Below are 15879 nucleotides of genomic sequence, written 5' to 3' on the forward strand. Positions count from 1 at the left end.
AAAACCTACATACAGCTTAAACGAAATAATTTAAGTTTAAAAATGCTACTTTTCAATCAAAATTAAGGATCAGGTTATGCAATATCATGCACTGGGTGATTCAGGCATTCAAGTTCCTGAAATTTGTTTAGGTACAATGACGTTTGGAGAACAGAACTCTCAGCCAGAAGCATTTGAACAACTTAGCTATGCCCTTGAAAATGGTTTATATTTTTGGGATACCGCAGAAATGTATTCGGTTCCCCCAAAACCTGAAACCTATGGAGCAACTGAAACCATTTTAGGCAATTGGTTTGCACAATATGGTCAGCGTGATAAAGTGTTTTTGGCTTCCAAAATTGCAGGGCCAGGTTTTGGTGGTAGCCATATCCGTGAGGGCAATACTCGATTTGGTAAACACATCGAACAAGCGCTAGATGGCTCTTTAAAGCGATTACAGACTGATTATATTGACCTGTATCAACTGCACTGGCCAGAACGTCATACCAACTTCTTTGGAGGTTTAGGCTTCGCCAACGCAGAAGCTGCGACTCACTATGGAATCGAAGCCATGCAAGACACCTTATTGGCACTACAAAAAGAAATTGAACGTGGACGTATTCGTCATATTGGCTTATCCAATGAAACGCCTTGGGGAACGATGAAGTTTCTACAATTGGCAGAGAAACTTGGTGTTGCTAAATTTGTGAGCGTGCAAAACCCCTATAGCTTACTAAATCGTAACTATGAAATTGGCATGTCTGAAATTGCCAAATTTGAAGGTATTGGATTGTTGGCTTACTCACCTTTGGCCTTTGGTTACTTGACAGGCAAATTTCGTCACGGCGCACGTCCAGCCAATGCTCGCGTAACTTTATTTTCACGTTTTACCCGTTACAGCAACCCGCAAAGCGAATGGGCAACTGAACAATATGCGCAACTGGCTGAAAAGCATGGTTTGACTCTGACCCAAATGGCACTCGCTTTTATTAAACAACAGTTCTTTGTGACCAGTACCATCATTGGTGCAACGAGTTTGGATCAGCTAAAAGAAGATATTCAGGCTTTTGACATTACTTTGGATGAAGCCGTGTTGAAAGGGATAGAAGATATTCATACTCAACAACCTAACCCCGCTCCTTAAAACAGAACAGGATGCTTGATGGCATCCTGTTTTTCTATTTCAATTTCATTAACGACGATTATTATAAAGTGTCATCGCTGCTGGCAAATTTTTACGCATATCATTAATACGTTGTACGTTTGAAGGGTGTGTTGATAAGAAAGATGCACCACTACCTGCCCCATCTAACTTGTTCATTTTTTCCCATAAGGTAATCGCAGCTTGCGGGTTATAACCAGCTTTTGCCATCAACATTAAACCACCATAATCGGCACGACTTTCAAGGCTGCGTGAATACGGTAAACCCACACCAACCTGACTTCCTAGATCCAGCGCGGCTGAACCCAACTGACCAATACTTTCTCCCGCATAAGCCTTGCCAATATTGAGTGCCAATCCAGTAAGGGCTTCTGCACCAATCTTACTTTTTGAATGTTCTTCTAATGCATGCGTCATTTCATGCCCCATTACCGCAGCAATTTCAGCATCACTTAGATTGAGTTTATTGACAATACCTGTATAGAACACGACCTTTCCACCAGGGGCCACATAAGCATTCACTGTATCTGACTTAATCACAGCAAGCTGCCATTGAAATGGCTGACCTGTTTGATTCATCTGGTTTGCATAAGGAACCAAACGCTGCATCACTGTATTGATACGACGATACGTGATAGAGGAAGTATCTAGCTGCCCCTTTTGCTGTGCTTCGGAGGTCATTTTGCTAAAACCTTGCGCAGCTGTTGCATTTAGAGTCGCAGAATCTGCACCCGCCATATCTGCGACTGTGGCACAACCACCAAGAGTTAATATGCTGGCAGTTAAAAGACTTATGGCTATTTTTTTATTCATCAAAACTACTCCTCACAAGACAAAGCAATTTAACTTGCTGTTTTGACGCGCATTATAGATAAATGTTAAGAACAAATGAGATCAATATCATTAGATTTATGTAATTCTATCTAAAAATAAATAAAATCCATGAAATTAAACAAATGACATTCATAACAAAATAAAACGCAACAGGTATTTAATTTTATCTTCAAGATTTACATCATTTCTTTTAAACAGCAAATAGGCATTTTGCAATAAAATTATAGGCACTATGACACAGGCAATAATGACAGTTAAGCCCATAAATGCAGCCATAAACAAGTTTGGATCATTGGTTTGTAAAGCAATAATCCACATGGCAATTGTGGGGGCACCACCAATCGCAAATAACAGCGAATAGAAAATTGTTTGTGCAATGTGTGGTTGTAGCTTCATGCCGACGTTATTTTCCTGTTTTTATATAAAAAATCAGTTTTATCATAAAAGAAAAGCACCTCGTTAGGTGCTCTCTTTAGTCGTAATGACAAAGTTTCTACTAAGAATAGATTTATGCTGAAAATGGATGACGCAACACAATCGTTTCAGCACGATCTGGACCAGTCGAAATAATATCAATTGGACACTCAATCAGTTGCTCAATACGTTTCACATAGGCCAACGCATTTGCAGGAAGTTGATCTACACTGGTCAAACCAACCGTTGAATCTGTCCAACCTGGCATCGTTTCATAAATTGGTTTTAGGCTTTCAAATGAAATTGCATCTGAAGAACCAATACAGCCTGAATCTGTATTTTCATAACCAACACAGATTTTAACTTCTTCCAAGCCATCTAAAACATCAAGTTTAGTCAAGCAAATACCTGAAAGTGAGTTTACATCGACTGAACGGCGTAAAATTTCAGCATCAAACCAGCCACAACGGCGTTGGCGGCCAGTTGAAGCACCAAACTCATGCCCCACTGTACCCAAATGACGACCAATTGCGTCACCAGTATCAGTGGCAGCATCATAGTGCAATTCGGTTGGGAATGGACCTGCACCAACACGTGTCGTATACGCTTTAGTGATACCAAGTACATAATCGAGATGTAAAGGCCCCATACCCGAACCAGAGCTTACTCCGCCCGCAGTGGTATTTGAACTGGTCACATACGGATAAGTACCATGATCGATGTCAAGCAGTGAACCTTGCGCACCTTCAAACATGATGGCTTTACCATCTTTACGATAGTCGTGTAGCACCTGAGTCACATCGATAATTAATGGTGCTAAAACTTCACGCCATTGATTACAAAGCGCCAATACATCTTCAAACTTAACGGCTTCTACGCCGTAAAATTGAGTCAATTGGAAGTTGTGTAGCTCAAGCATTTCCTGAAGTTTTTCTTCAAGTGCAGCGCCACCACGAACCAAGTCTGCAACGCGTACAGCGCGACGTGCAACTTTATCTTCGTAAGCTGGGCCAATTCCACGACCTGTCGTACCAATTTTTGCATTACCACGTTTTTTCTCACGTGCCTGATCCAATGCAATGTGGTTTGGCAAAATCAAAGGGCAGTTTGGAGAAATACGTAAACGCTCTTTCACAGGAACGCCTTCTTTTTCCAAAATAGCCATTTCTTCGATTAACGCTGCTGGTGAAAGTACAACACCATTTCCAATTAAGCACAGCACGTTTTCACGTAAAATGCCTGATGGAATGAGGTGCAAGACAGTCTTCTTTCCACCTACGACAAGAGTATGACCCGCATTGTGTCCGCCTTGATAGCGAACCACAGCTGCCGCCTGATCTGTGAGCAGGTCGACGATTTTGCCTTTACCTTCGTCGCCCCATTGGGTACCAAGTACCACAACATTTTTGCCCATAATAGCCTCATTACATCATGCTGTTAAAATTGAACGTCTATTTGCTTTGCATGTCTGGCAAATAAACCCTTAAATCTTTTCAATCTGCCATGTGCCGTTTGCATCCACCATTTTGTGTGTTGCATAAGGAACAGAGCTTAAATCATCATTGCCCAACAACTGAATCACGGGTAAGCCTTGCTGACGTGCATGCTCAATCGCTTCAAGCAGATTTTTATCGTGACCATTTGGCGCAACAACCGTTTCAATCTGTTTAAACTGACCTGCACAGAGTGCATATAAATCGCAGCTAAAACCAGTTGCAGGACGCGCACGACCAAAATGTTCACCAATACCATCATAGCGTCCACCCTGTGCCAGTGGTGCTGCACGATTTGGTGCATATACGGCATACATCAAACCTGTGTGATAGTGATAGCTTCGAAGCTCTACCACATCAATACCAATACGTAACTGCGGCCAGCGTGACTGTATTTGACGCAACGTGGTTTTAAGTGCATTTAAAGCAGTCTGGAAAGCTTCATCATTCAGTACATCGGCACTTAAATGATTTTGCAATGCATCAAGATCACTTGCATAACGACCAAGTGCATAAAAATCTGAACCAAAAGGTAAATTTTGAGTAAATTCTTCTAATTCTGGTAAGGCTTTTCTCTGATATAAATCAGATAAGTCCTGCTCAGTCTGTTTATTTAATCCTGCTCGTGCTACAAGACTACGAAACAACCCGACATGCCCCAAATCAAGATGCACCCCATCTAATGCATCTGCTTGCTTGATTAATCCCAGCATAATATCGATCATTTCAACATCAGCTTCAAGGCTGTCATGACCGTAAAGCTCCGCCCCTAACTGTAAAGGCGCTCTGGAAGAATTAAAATTTTGCGGCTTAGTATGAAGCACAGTGCCCGCATAACAATAACGCGCAACACCTTCAACAGAACGAACGTGCGCATCAATACGAGCAACTTGTGGCGTCATATCTGCACGAACACCGAGTAGGCGCCCAGAGAGTTGATCAATAACTTTAAACGTAACCAGATCCAAATCATGATTTGATTCAGATAATAAAGACAACGATTCGATATATTCGATAAATGGTGTGTACACCAACTGATAACCACGAGATGCAAGAAAATCCAAAGCATCTCGACGAAGCGTCTCTACGACTTGCGCTTGTTCTGGTAATACATCTGCTACCCCATCAGGTAGCAACCATGTCTCTGAAATCGGCATGTTTCGAACCTAAAATTTGCTCAAGGCGGAATCTATCCGCATAAAAAAATCGGGAACACACCCGATTTCTCCAAGTCTAACACGATAGTTGTTGGCATGCACCTGAGAATTTTAGGAAAATTAAATTTATGACTTTCCTGTCCATTCCATCTTTATTTCAGGTCATCTTGCTCGAACTCATTGATCCGTTTAAAATCTTCTGCATGCCCCACATATTTAGTGATGAGTGCAATCAATTCTGCATTTTGCAACTCTAAAAGTTTCGATTTTTGCACTGTTTGATTGAGCAATTCTCGATCAAGCTGAACACTTTTTGCAAGATCCTGCATAATTTCAAGCGTTTTTTTTAGGTTACTTTCAAGCATAACCAGTTTTTCTTCAAGCTTATGATGCTGACTTTCATCTTGTAGTAAGTTTTGTTCTTTACGAAATTGCAGAACAATTAAAATTAAAACTGCAATCATTAAGATCACGATAAATAGCCATACAAGCATCCTGTTCCCCTTATTTTATTGCATTCTTCAATTATATTTATAAAGGCAGATCAAAATATAAATGTCAATTTGATTTAAAATACAGTGTTTTAAATCAGAATGTAAACAATTAACCACTTCACTTAATTAAATGACTCACACAAATCCAGTAAGCGATTTGCATATCCCCATTCGTTGTCATACCACGCAAAGACTTTTGCTTGACGACCAACCACCAATGTTTGATTCAAATCTACAATTAGTGAATACGGCGAGTGATTAAAGTCACTAGAAACCAGTTCTTCATCGGTCACAGACATAATTTCTGCATAATCGAACTTGGCTGCTTTTATCAGCACTTCATTTAAATGATGTGCATTTATTGGATGTTGCGAAACAAAACTTAAGTCAATTGCAGCGACATTAATCGTGGGCACTCGCAATGAATAACCATCGATCCGATTTTCCATTTTCGGCATGACTCTTTTCAATGCATTGAGTGCACTCGATGTGGTTGGAATAATATTTTGACCCGAAGCGCGAGCGCGACGTAAGTCACGATGCGCATGATCGAGGACTGACTGGTCTGCCGTCACAGCATGAATTTCGGTCATCAGTGCAGTTTCTATACCAAATGCATCATCAATAATTTTCACGAGCGGCACTAAAGCCTGTGTTGTACAGGACACACTTGAGATAATACGGTCTGTAGGTTTAACTTCTGATTGATTCACGCCATATACAATCGCTGCATCCACCTGATCGAATGGCGCTGCTCCAATAATGACGCGTTTAGCTCCAGCACTCAAATGTCTGATTGCATCGGCATGCGAACGGAATAACCCCGTACACTCTAAAACGACATCTATATCCAATGCTTTCCATGGCAAATTTTCGGGTGCTTCTTCACGAAAAACCCGTACCGCAAGCGCTCGACCAAAAGCCTGAATATGCAAAACAATTTGGTCATTTTCAATCTTGATCGAAGCTTCACCATGAAAACGACCATGTGTTGTATCGTATTTAAATAAATGAACCAGCGTTTCTACATCTGCTATGTCATTGATTGCCACGATATCAAAATTAAACTTTTTGGGATTTTCAAACCAAGCACGTAATACATTTCGGCCAATTCGACCAAATCCATTAATGGCAACACGTTGCATGGTTTATCCTTTTGTATAAGCGATCTGACTATATGTTAAAACATTGATTATCACGATGATACAATTGAATCGAGAGTTTAGACGAGTTTGCTATTTTTTAACCAATCAGAAACGAGCACTTAGTTTAAATCTTGCTTTCGATTTAAGCTGAATCACCCTAACAAATATAGGTATTCTGGAAATTTACTGCTTTTTTGCTCACGAACGCTCACATTTATCGATCAAACTATTGCATAGAATTGTCATGATTTCTCGGTAAAATCATTGGTTGAACAGGCTTTTTCCGTTATAATTTGGCACTTTTGAAATCTACGCCACGCATTCATCCTTAATCGTTTTTGTTTAAACGATGTGCTGTCTGCATATAGCCTATTTGAATTTATGGAGTGACTTGGTCGTGAGTACTCGTTTTATGACATCAGCTGAAATTCGTGAAGCTTTTTTGCGTTATTTTGAATCGCAAGGCCACACACGTGTCGCGTCGAGTTCACTTGTACCTGCCAATGACCCAACATTATTGTTTACCAATGCAGGCATGAACCAGTTTAAAGACTGTTTTTTGGGTCTTGAAAAACGTGATTATGTTCGAGCCACTACTTCACAAAAATGCGTGCGCGCAGGTGGTAAACATAACGATCTGGATAACGTCGGCTATACAGCACGTCACCATACTTTCTTTGAAATGTTAGGTAACTTCTCGTTTGGCGATTATTTCAAACGTGATGCACTAAATTTTGCATGGGATTTTTTAACCAGTGAACAATGGTTAGGTTTACCTAAAGATAAACTTTATGTCACGGTTTATCATACCGATGACGAAGCTTATGACATCTGGAACAAAGAAATTGGTTTAGCGCCTGAACGTATTATCCGCATTGGCGATAATAAAGGCGAAAAATACGCATCTGATAACTTCTGGGCAATGGGCGATACAGGGCCATGTGGTCCTTGTTCTGAAATTTTCTTTGATCATGGCGATCATATCTGGGGTGGATTACCAGGCACACCTGAAGAAGATGGTGATCGTTTCATCGAAATCTGGAACAACGTCTTCATGCAGTTTAACCGTACTGCGGATGGCGTATTACACCCACTTCCAGCACCTTCTGTTGATACAGGCATGGGCTTGGAACGTATTAGTGCAGTATTGCAGCATGTCAATTCAAACTATGATATTGACCTATTTCAACATTTGATCAAATCTGCTTGTGAAATTATTGGCGTTCAAGATGAAGCTCAACCTTCACTGCGCGTAGTAGCTGACCATGCGCGTTCTTGCTGCTTCCTGATTGCTGATGGTGTTAATCCGTCTAATGAAGGTCGTGGCTATGTATTGCGTCGTATTATTCGCCGTGCAGTACGTCATGGCAATAAACTCGGAGCAACAGGTACGTTCTTCTATAAAATGCTTCAACCTTTAATCGATGTCATGGGTGATGCTTACCCTGAACTCAAAAATGATCAGGCACGTATCGAAGCGACTTTAATTAAAGAAGAAGAACAATTTGCTAAAACGCTTGAACAAGGTTTAAAACTGCTTGAAGGTGAACTTGCACAACTTACTGGCAAAGTGATTGCGGGCGAAACGGTATTTAAACTGTATGATACTTATGGTTTTCCAACCGATTTAACCGCTGATATTGCCCGTGAGCGTGATTTAGAAATCGATGAAGTCGGTTTTGAGCGCGAAATGGAAGCACAGCGTCGTCGTGCACGTGATGCAGGTAAGTTTGCGGTCGACTATAACAGTATCGTCAAAGTTGAAGGTCAAACTCAATTTGACGGTTATGATGCAACTGCTGGTCAAGGTCAAATTATTGCAATCTATAAAGACGGCGAACAAGTTGACGAAGTGGTTGAAGGTGATGAAGCCTTAATTGTTTTAAATCAAACCCCTTTCTACGCAGAAAGCGGTGGCCAAATTGGCGATACTGGTATTTTCAAAAACGATACAGGTATTTTTGAAGTTCAGGATACCAAAAAATCTGGTGGTGCATTTGTCCATCAAGGTATCGTCACGATGGGTAGCTTAAAAGCGACGCAAAATGTCGATGCAGTTGTTAAAGCAGACATTCGTGCTGCAACAGCGCGTAACCACTCTGCAACTCATCTTTTACATGCTGCCTTACGTCAAATTTTAGGTACACATGTTCAACAAAAAGGTTCATTGGTTGCCAGTGATATTTTGCGTTTTGACTTTGCAAATGATCAACCTGTGACATTTGAACAACTGCAACAAGTTGAGCAATTGGTGAATCGCGAAGTGATTGCGAATACACCAGTTGGCGTTGAACTACTCGATATTGAATCTGCCAAAGCCAAAGGTGCCATGATGCTGTTTGGTGAAAAGTATGGCGACGAAGTTCGCGTCCTTTCAATGGGTTCAGTAATAGACGAGCGCAACTTCTCAATTGAACTTTGCGGTGGTATTCATGTACAGCGTACTGGCGACATTGGCCTATTCAAAATTACTTCTGAAGGCGGTGTTGCGGCTGGTATCCGTCGTATCGAAGCGGTCACAGGCAGTAAAGCACTTGAAATCGTGCAAAAAGCTGACACAGATATTCAACATATCAACAGCTTATTAAAAGCCCAAAAAGATCAAACAGTAGAACGTGTTCAGGCTGCGGTAGAACATACTTCAGCTTTGCAAAAGCAAATTGAACAGCTTAACCAAAAGTTAGCGAACTTTCAGGCGACTGAACTTTTAAGCCAAGTTCAAACCGTTGCGGGTCGTTCTACCCTCATCACGACTGTTCAGAACATGGATGCGAAATCACTTCGTAACTTGCATGACAGTGTGAAATCAAAATTAGAGGATGCCGTGATTGTATTGGCAGGTATTGAAGACGACAAAGTCAGTCTGATTGCCTCTGTAGCAAAACAATACACAGCACATCTAAAAGCAGGCGATATCATCAAATATCTTGCAGCCGAACTTGGCGGTAAAGGTGGTGGTAAACCTGACTTAGCACAAGGTGGCGCGCCACTAAACGAGAAGTTTGAACAAGTCATGACAGCTCTCCCTGTCTGGCTTGGGCAGCAATAAGACTTCACTTTTGTGTAACTGACCCTGAATTAAGCCTCTCAGGGTCATGGCTTATATGGAACAACTATGGCACTAATCGTTCAAAAATATGGCGGGACCTCAATGGGGACTCCCGAGCGCATTTTAAATGTTGCTCGTCGTGTGAAGCGTTGGCATGATCACGGCCACAAAGTTGTAGTGGTGGTTTCGGCAATGAGTGGTGAAACCAACCGCTTACTTGCACTTGCTAAAGCCATTACCGAAACACCTGATCCACGTGAGTTAGACCAAATGGTGTCTACAGGTGAACAGGTGACGATTTCCATGTTAGCAATGGCACTCAATTCGATTGGTGTAGAAGCTAAATCTTATACTGGTCGTCAGGTTGGGATCAGAACTGATAGCGCGTACAATAAAGCACGTATTGAAGCGATTGATACCGATGTAATGACTGCCGACCTTGATGTAGGACGTGTATTGGTTGTTGCGGGCTTTCAGGGTGTCGATGACGAAGGAAATACCACAACATTAGGTCGTGGTGGTTCAGATACAACAGGTGTTGCACTTGCAGCAGCCTTAAAAGCCGATGAATGCCAGATTTATACTGATGTTGATGGTGTTTATACCACTGACCCACGTGTTGCCCCAAAAGCCAAAAAAGTGGATCGTATTTCTTTTGAAGAAATGTTGGAAATGGCCTCTTTAGGCTCTAAAGTCCTACAAATTCGTTCAGTTGAATTTGCGGGTAAATATCAAGTTCCACTTCGTGTATTGTCTAGTTTTGACAATGATAACGATGGTGCATTTGATGAAGACTTTAAACAAAACGTAGGTACATTAATTACCACTGAGGCGGAAGACAACATGGAACAACCTATTATCTCAGGTATCGCATTTAACCGTGACGAAGCGAAACTCACTATTTTGGGTGTAGCAAATGAGCCAGGTGTTGCTGCTAAAATTTTAGCTCCGATTAGTGCTGCAAATATCGAAGTCGACATGATTATCCAAAATGTCGAAGAGGATGGAACTACTGATTTTACCTTTACAGTCAATCGTGGCGATCTTGCTAAAGCTGAAAAAATTCTAAAAGAAACAGCTGCAAACATCGGCGCACGTGAAGTTGCAACACGTGATGATATTGTAAAAGTATCTATTGTTGGCGTAGGTATGCGTTCGCATGCAGGTGTTGCGAGTAAAATGTTTATCGCTCTTGCAGACGAAAGTATCAATATTCTGATGATTTCAACATCTGAAATCAAAATTTCAGTCTTGATCGAAGAAAACTATTTAGAGCTTGCTGTACGTACTTTACATACCGCTTTTGGTCTAGATCGTGAACACGGCGAAAGTAGTGCCCGCGCATAAAGTTTAACCAAACAAACTGTGAAATAGATCACTTTTCAACAAATTGTGTCAAAAATGCAGAGCCACTGTAGTTTTTTCTATAGTGGCTCTGTTATATTAGCATCTAAGTATTTAGAAAATTTCGACAGATTCGGTAAATATAACACTTTTTTTGTTGATTCTGTTAAAGATTTCTCTAATTCTGAGGTTGTAATTTCAGTTTATTAAATCACTATCGCAGGTTTAGCGTTTTAGCAAGGAGATAAACATGCTGATTCTGACCCGTCGTGTCGGAGAAACATTAATGATTGGGGATCAAGTCAGTGTAACTGTGCTTGGCGTTAAAGGTAATCAGGTTCGTATTGGTGTGAATGCACCAAAAGAAGTGTCTGTGCACCGTGAAGAAATCTACCAGCGTATTCAACACGAACGTGCCATGCATGAACACCTTCAGCATCTTGATCAAGATTATCAACCTTCATTTGAAGACGATAATTTCTCTCAAAACAATTTTAATCGTTAAGAATAAAGTATTGTATTGATGATTAAAGCGGCTACCAAGCCGCTTTAAATATTTCCGAAGATGTTATTTTATAACAGCGCAAGTGCTTTTTTTACGGGTGCATAACTACGGCGATGTTCATCAATCACACCATGCAAAGCAATCGCCTCAAAATGTGCTTTGGTCGGATAGCCTTTATGCTTGGCGAATCCAAATTGAGGATATTTTTCATCTAGCTCTTTCATTTGTCGATCGCGAGCAACTTTTGCCAGAATACTGGCAGCACTAATTTGTGCATGAGTCGCATCCCCGCCTACTATTGCTTCACAGCTAATGCATATCCCTTTAGGAATTTGATTACCATCAACAAGGACTTTAGTTGGTTGAATTTTCAAATTTTCTACCGCACGATTCATCGCAAGAAAAGTAGCCTGTAAAATATTTATCTGATCAATTTCGGTATGTGTTGCCTCAGCAATTGACCATGCTAATGCCTTTTCCTGAATTTCAACGAACAATTTTTCACGTTTTTTCTCAGTGAGTTTTTTTGAATCATTCAATCCTTCAATGGGATTATCAGGATCCAAAATCACAGCCGCAGCAACGACTGAGCCTACTAAGGGTCCACGCCCTGCCTCATCTACACCTGCAATTATCATGTTCATCAATATCATTTAATTCTTACTAAAGGTTTCATTTACACACGCTGTAACTGTTTTTGAAACCACCTGCCCAACCATAGTCGCACGTGCATTTGGATCAAATGTTGCATTGGCCAAATCTGCCGCAGTTACGCTATACGGTGCTTTTTCACTCACACAATTACAAACTTCTGTTTCTATATTTTGCTTTTGTTCAGTGGTCATGAGTTTAGATGCTGTTTGCCATGCAGGAATCGTATTAATTTCACTCACACATTTTGCATTTACAGCTATTTTTAAAGCAGCCATACCCAACTGTTCTGTGGTCGTGGCTGTATTGGTATTCATTGAACCATCAGTCGCACAGCCAGCTAAACCCAGTGTTAATACTACTGCACTTAAAAGATATTTAGTCATAGATAGATCCTATTAAAAAATTTTCCGCTATTTTGCCTAAAGCCCAAAAACTATGAAATATATAAATTGTAGAAATGCATGAATTATTTTGAATTACTGTTTATCCATCGTTTCATTTAAAAAACGCTTCGTTACAACAGACCCATTTTTCAAAATCATCTTCTCGTCTATTCTCGCGTCATAATTAGCAATTGAAAGGACATCATTTTCATGTCTAACTCTAGCCAGTACTACACAAGAACGGCTCAATATTTACACTGGATCATGGCCATTATCTTTATTGCGGCGTGGATCATTGGTTTTTATAGTGGCAACTTTTTAAGCTATGAAACAGATGGCAGTTTTAAAGGTGATGTCATCACGCTTCACAAGAACATTGCAACGACGATTATTTTCCTTGTCATGATTCGGCTCTTTTGGCGTTACACTCATCCAGCGCCTCAACTTCCAGACAGCATGTCTCCTTTGATGAAAAAACTAGCACATGTAGGTCATTTAGGTCTGTATTTTATTTTGTTGGCTTTGCCAATTACAGGTTGTTTATATAGCTGGAGTGCTGGGCACCCTGCACCAGTGCTTTATCTATTTAATATTCCCCAGTTGATTAATGAAAATCCTGAAGTGATGGCAATTGTTAAACCGATGCATATTTACCTGTCATGGTTTGCAGGTTTACTTGTTGTAGGTCATATTCTAGCAGCACTCAAGCATCATTTTATTGACAAAGATCATGTGTTGATCAGCATGAGCAGACAACCTAAATAACGACACAAAATTGTTCAAAAAAAACGCATCAAATTAAGATGCGTTTTTTTGCTTTAAAATTTTTAGCTTCATCTTTATAACTGTTGAATGGCAGCAATCCATTTTTGCTTTTCGGCTTGATCTATAAATGATGCTTCAAATGAGTTGATTGCTAATTGTTTCAGCTCATCATTAGATAAATTCAACGCTGCATGAACCGCAAGAAAGTTATCATTCATATACCCACCAAAATACGATGGATCATCTGAATTAATGGTGACATGAACACCTTGTTTGAGTAAGCGATGAATATTATGCTCAACCATATCATCGACCACACATAACTTTAGATTACTAAGTGGACAGACAGTTAGAGGCATTTTCTCATCAATGAGACGCTGCAATAAAGCTGGATCTTCATCTGAACGCACACCATGATCAATACGATTGACCTGAAGCAAATCTAGTGCCTCCCATACATATTCTGGCGGCCCTTCCTCACCTGCATGCGCAACAATTAAAAAACCTGCTTCACGGGCTTTTGCAAAAACTCGTTCAAACTTGGACGGTGGATGCCCAACTTCGCTTGAATCTAATCCAACCGCAATAATATCGTCTTTAAAAGCGAAAGCTTGCTCAAGTGTCTTAAATGCATCTTCTTCGCTTAAATGGCGCAAAAAGCACATGATCAGTTGTGAACTAATACCGAGCTTATCTTTCGCATCTATACAGGCACGCTTCAAACCATTCAAGACTGTCGAAAACTCAACACCACGCTCAGTATGTGTTTGTGGATCAAAAAACATTTCTGTATGTACAACTTTATCTTCAGCACATTTTTCAAAGTATGCCCAAGCTAGATCATAAAAATCCTGCTCATATACCAAGACATTGGCGCCAGCGTAGTAAATATCTAAAAATGACTGCAAATTATGAAAGTTATAAGCTTGCTTAATTTCTTCAACCGACTGATAAGGAATCTGAATATGATTGCGCTGTGCAATTTCAAACATTAATTCAGGCTCAAACGTCCCTTCAATATGCACATGTAATTCTGCTTTAGGTAAAGCGCGAATTAACTCAACTTGATTCATAACCACTCCAAAATAACAAAGGGTGCAGAAATGATCCCTGCACCCTTTTTACACACAAAAAATTAACCACCAAATACAGCAAACTTAAATGCCCAAAGTAACGCTACAATCCAGACCATATATGGAACAGTTTTCGCTTTACCTGTAAGTAACTTGATTAAGGCATAACTAATAAAGCCCATTGCAATACCATCTGCAATCGAATAAGCAAATGGCATAAATACAATGGTCAAAAACGCAGGAACAGCTTCTGTAATATCTTCCCAATCAATATTGGTAATACCTTGAATCATCAACACACCAACAAATAAAAGTGCTGGAGCAGTTGCAAAACCTGGTACAGATTGAGCAAGAGGAGCCAAAAACAAACAAGCAAGGAATAAACAAGCGACAACCACCGCAGTCAAACCAGTACGACCACCTGCGGCCACTCCCGATGCAGACTCAATATACGGTGTAGTCGAAGAAGTACCTAAAGCAGCACCCGCAACAATCGCTGTCGAATCTGCAAACAATGCCTTTTTCAAACGCGGTAACTTACCATCGACCAATAAACCTGCACGATGTGAAACCCCAACAAGTGTTCCAGTACTATCAAATAAATCGACCAAGAAGAAAACAAAAATTACCCCAATCAAACTCGCAGTAAATAATCCTTCAAAATCCATTTGTAAAAACGTAGGCGCTAAAGATGGAATCTCACCGACGACGCCTTTAAATTGATTCAACCCCATCAAGGTTGATATTGCGGTAATGACTAAGATACTGATAATAATTGCACCACGGATTCTAAAATGATGCATCACGACGATCATTAAAAAACCTAATAAAGACAATAATACTGTAGGCTGTTTAATATCACCCAGACCAACCAAAGTCGCAGGGTTGGCTACAATAATGCCCGAATTTTTGAGTGCTACTAGCGCAAGAAATAAACCAATCCCTCCCCCAATTGCAAACTTGAGTGACATGGGTATAGCATTCACAATGGCTTCACGAATCTTTAAGAAACTGATGGCCAGAAAAATAAGACCCGAAATAAAAACTGCAGCTAATGCCGTTTGCCAAGGCACACCCATACCTAAACAAACTGAATAGGTAAAATAGGCGTTTAACCCCATTCCTGGAGCAAGTGCAATCGGATAATTGGCGATCAGCCCCATGACTAAACAGCCAATTGCAGCAGCCAGACAGGTTGCCACAAATACCGCGCCGTGATCCATGCCAGTTTCAGACAATATAAGCGGATTGACAATAATGATGTAACACATCGTCAAAAAGGTCGTTACACCTGCAAGTACTTCAGTTCTGAAGCTTGTCTTATTTTCGCTTAATTTAAATAAGCGCTCTAACAAGTGTGCTGAAGGGTTAGGAGTTGACATAACATAGTCCCTAGAAAAAGTTTGAGCATTCAATATTGCTATATGT

Annotated in this window: 14 protein-coding genes and 1 pseudogene; 5 read left to right on the top strand and 10 right to left on the bottom strand. The window is 40.5% G+C overall.

Annotated elements, in window-relative coordinates:
* The first annotated feature begins 76 nt into the window (after positions 1 to 76).
* A complete protein-coding gene (locus A7A69_RS11445) occupies positions 77 to 1123 on the top strand; it encodes an NADP(H)-dependent aldo-keto reductase (RefSeq protein ID WP_151980164.1) in 1047 nt (348 codons plus the stop codon).
* Positions 1124 to 1171: 48 nt separating this feature from the next.
* Here the strand turns inward: A7A69_RS11445 and A7A69_RS11450 are convergent, their stop codons facing one another.
* The 6 genes and pseudogenes from A7A69_RS11450 to A7A69_RS11475 form a co-directional block, all read right to left on the bottom strand.
* Positions 1172 to 1954, bottom strand: a complete 783-nt coding sequence (locus A7A69_RS11450; protein WP_120368848.1) for a M48 family metallopeptidase — start codon at positions 1952 to 1954, stop codon at positions 1172 to 1174.
* A gap of 106 nt (positions 1955 to 2060) precedes the next feature.
* Positions 2061 to 2371 (bottom strand): annotated as a pseudogene (locus A7A69_RS11455) (hypothetical protein).
* A gap of 112 nt (positions 2372 to 2483) precedes the next feature.
* On the bottom strand, positions 2484 to 3803 hold the full coding sequence (locus tag A7A69_RS11460; RefSeq protein ID WP_120368846.1) for an adenylosuccinate synthase: 1320 nt from the start codon (positions 3801 to 3803) through the stop codon (positions 2484 to 2486).
* A 69-nt stretch (positions 3804 to 3872) separates the two neighbouring features.
* Positions 3873 to 5039 (bottom strand): ATP phosphoribosyltransferase regulatory subunit, encoded by a 1167-nt coding sequence (locus A7A69_RS11465; RefSeq protein ID WP_151982131.1) that lies wholly within the window; start codon positions 5037 to 5039, stop codon positions 3873 to 3875.
* A gap of 152 nt (positions 5040 to 5191) precedes the next feature.
* The gene (locus A7A69_RS11470) at positions 5192 to 5533 is read right to left on the bottom strand and encodes a hypothetical protein (RefSeq protein ID WP_152877660.1); all 342 of its coding nucleotides are present in this window, start codon (positions 5531 to 5533) and stop codon (positions 5192 to 5194) included.
* A gap of 122 nt (positions 5534 to 5655) precedes the next feature.
* Positions 5656 to 6678 carry a type I glyceraldehyde-3-phosphate dehydrogenase gene (locus A7A69_RS11475; RefSeq protein ID WP_151982127.1) on the bottom strand — a complete coding sequence of 341 codons (1023 nt, stop codon included), beginning with the start codon at positions 6676 to 6678 and terminating at the stop codon, positions 5656 to 5658.
* Positions 6679 to 7090: 412 nt separating this feature from the next.
* On the opposite strand from A7A69_RS11475, the gene alaS reads away from it, so the two are divergent.
* The 3 genes from alaS to csrA all read left to right on the top strand — a co-directional run bounded on the left by alaS (position 7091) and on the right by csrA (position 11576).
* A complete protein-coding gene (gene alaS, locus A7A69_RS11480; RefSeq protein WP_152877706.1) occupies positions 7091 to 9727 on the top strand; it encodes an alanine--tRNA ligase in 2637 nt (878 codons plus the stop codon).
* Between the two features lie 66 nt (positions 9728 to 9793).
* Complete coding sequence (locus A7A69_RS11485; protein WP_120368841.1) at positions 9794 to 11074, top strand: aspartate kinase; 1281 nt, start codon at positions 9794 to 9796, stop codon at positions 11072 to 11074.
* 247 nt (positions 11075 to 11321) lie between these two features.
* Positions 11322 to 11576 (top strand): carbon storage regulator CsrA, encoded by a 255-nt coding sequence (gene csrA, locus A7A69_RS11490; RefSeq protein ID WP_004989721.1) that lies wholly within the window; start codon positions 11322 to 11324, stop codon positions 11574 to 11576.
* A gap of 68 nt (positions 11577 to 11644) precedes the next feature.
* Here the strand turns inward: csrA and rnhB are convergent, their stop codons facing one another.
* Both rnhB and A7A69_RS11500 read right to left on the bottom strand, forming a co-directional pair.
* Positions 11645 to 12214: a ribonuclease HII gene (gene rnhB, locus A7A69_RS11495; protein WP_151982135.1), complete on the bottom strand. Its 570-nt coding sequence runs from the start codon at positions 12212 to 12214 to the stop codon at positions 11645 to 11647.
* A 15-nt stretch (positions 12215 to 12229) separates the two neighbouring features.
* Complete coding sequence (locus A7A69_RS11500; RefSeq protein WP_120368840.1) at positions 12230 to 12613, bottom strand: hypothetical protein; 384 nt, start codon at positions 12611 to 12613, stop codon at positions 12230 to 12232.
* Positions 12614 to 12823: 210 nt separating this feature from the next.
* On the opposite strand from A7A69_RS11500, the gene A7A69_RS11505 reads away from it, so the two are divergent.
* On the top strand, positions 12824 to 13378 hold the full coding sequence (locus A7A69_RS11505; RefSeq protein WP_120368839.1) for a cytochrome b: 555 nt from the start codon (positions 12824 to 12826) through the stop codon (positions 13376 to 13378).
* Positions 13379 to 13452: 74 nt separating this feature from the next.
* On the opposite strand, the gene A7A69_RS11510 is transcribed toward A7A69_RS11505, so the two are convergent.
* Both A7A69_RS11510 and A7A69_RS11515 read right to left on the bottom strand, forming a co-directional pair.
* Positions 13453 to 14451 carry an adenosine deaminase gene (locus A7A69_RS11510; protein WP_152877662.1) on the bottom strand — a complete coding sequence of 333 codons (999 nt, stop codon included), beginning with the start codon at positions 14449 to 14451 and terminating at the stop codon, positions 13453 to 13455.
* Positions 14452 to 14513: 62 nt separating this feature from the next.
* Entirely contained in the window at positions 14514 to 15833 is a 1320-nt protein-coding gene (locus A7A69_RS11515; protein ID WP_151982123.1) for an NCS2 family permease, read from the bottom strand.
* Positions 15834 to 15879: the final 46 nt, after the last annotated feature.

Source organism: Acinetobacter guerrae, from assembly GCF_009372255.1.
Taxonomy (GTDB): domain Bacteria; phylum Pseudomonadota; class Gammaproteobacteria; order Pseudomonadales; family Moraxellaceae; genus Acinetobacter; species Acinetobacter guerrae.

Bases quoted from the DNA above. Each gene is read 5' to 3' on its own strand.
- A7A69_RS11445 (WP_151980164.1), top strand. From the start codon at position 77: ATGCAATATCATGCACTGGGTGATTCAGGCATTCAAGTTCCTGAAATT.
- A7A69_RS11450 (WP_120368848.1), bottom strand. From the start codon at position 1,954: ATGAATAAAAAAATAGCCATAAGTCTTTTAACTGCCAGCATATTAACT.
- A7A69_RS11460 (WP_120368846.1), bottom strand. From the start codon at position 3,803: ATGGGCAAAAATGTTGTGGTACTTGGTACCCAATGGGGCGACGAAGGT.
- A7A69_RS11465 (WP_151982131.1), bottom strand. From the start codon at position 5,039: ATGCCGATTTCAGAGACATGGTTGCTACCTGATGGGGTAGCAGATGTA.
- A7A69_RS11470 (WP_152877660.1), bottom strand. From the start codon at position 5,533: ATGCTTGTATGGCTATTTATCGTGATCTTAATGATTGCAGTTTTAATT.
- A7A69_RS11475 (WP_151982127.1), bottom strand. From the start codon at position 6,678: ATGCAACGTGTTGCCATTAATGGATTTGGTCGAATTGGCCGAAATGTA.
- alaS (WP_152877706.1), top strand. From the start codon at position 7,091: ATGACATCAGCTGAAATTCGTGAAGCTTTTTTGCGTTATTTTGAATCG.
- A7A69_RS11485 (WP_120368841.1), top strand. From the start codon at position 9,794: ATGGCACTAATCGTTCAAAAATATGGCGGGACCTCAATGGGGACTCCC.
- csrA (WP_004989721.1), top strand. From the start codon at position 11,322: ATGCTGATTCTGACCCGTCGTGTCGGAGAAACATTAATGATTGGGGAT.
- rnhB (WP_151982135.1), bottom strand. From the start codon at position 12,214: ATGATAATTGCAGGTGTAGATGAGGCAGGGCGTGGACCCTTAGTAGGC.
- A7A69_RS11500 (WP_120368840.1), bottom strand. From the start codon at position 12,613: ATGACTAAATATCTTTTAAGTGCAGTAGTATTAACACTGGGTTTAGCT.
- A7A69_RS11505 (WP_120368839.1), top strand. From the start codon at position 12,824: ATGTCTAACTCTAGCCAGTACTACACAAGAACGGCTCAATATTTACAC.
- A7A69_RS11510 (WP_152877662.1), bottom strand. From the start codon at position 14,451: ATGAATCAAGTTGAGTTAATTCGCGCTTTACCTAAAGCAGAATTACAT.
- A7A69_RS11515 (WP_151982123.1), bottom strand. From the start codon at position 15,833: ATGTCAACTCCTAACCCTTCAGCACACTTGTTAGAGCGCTTATTTAAA.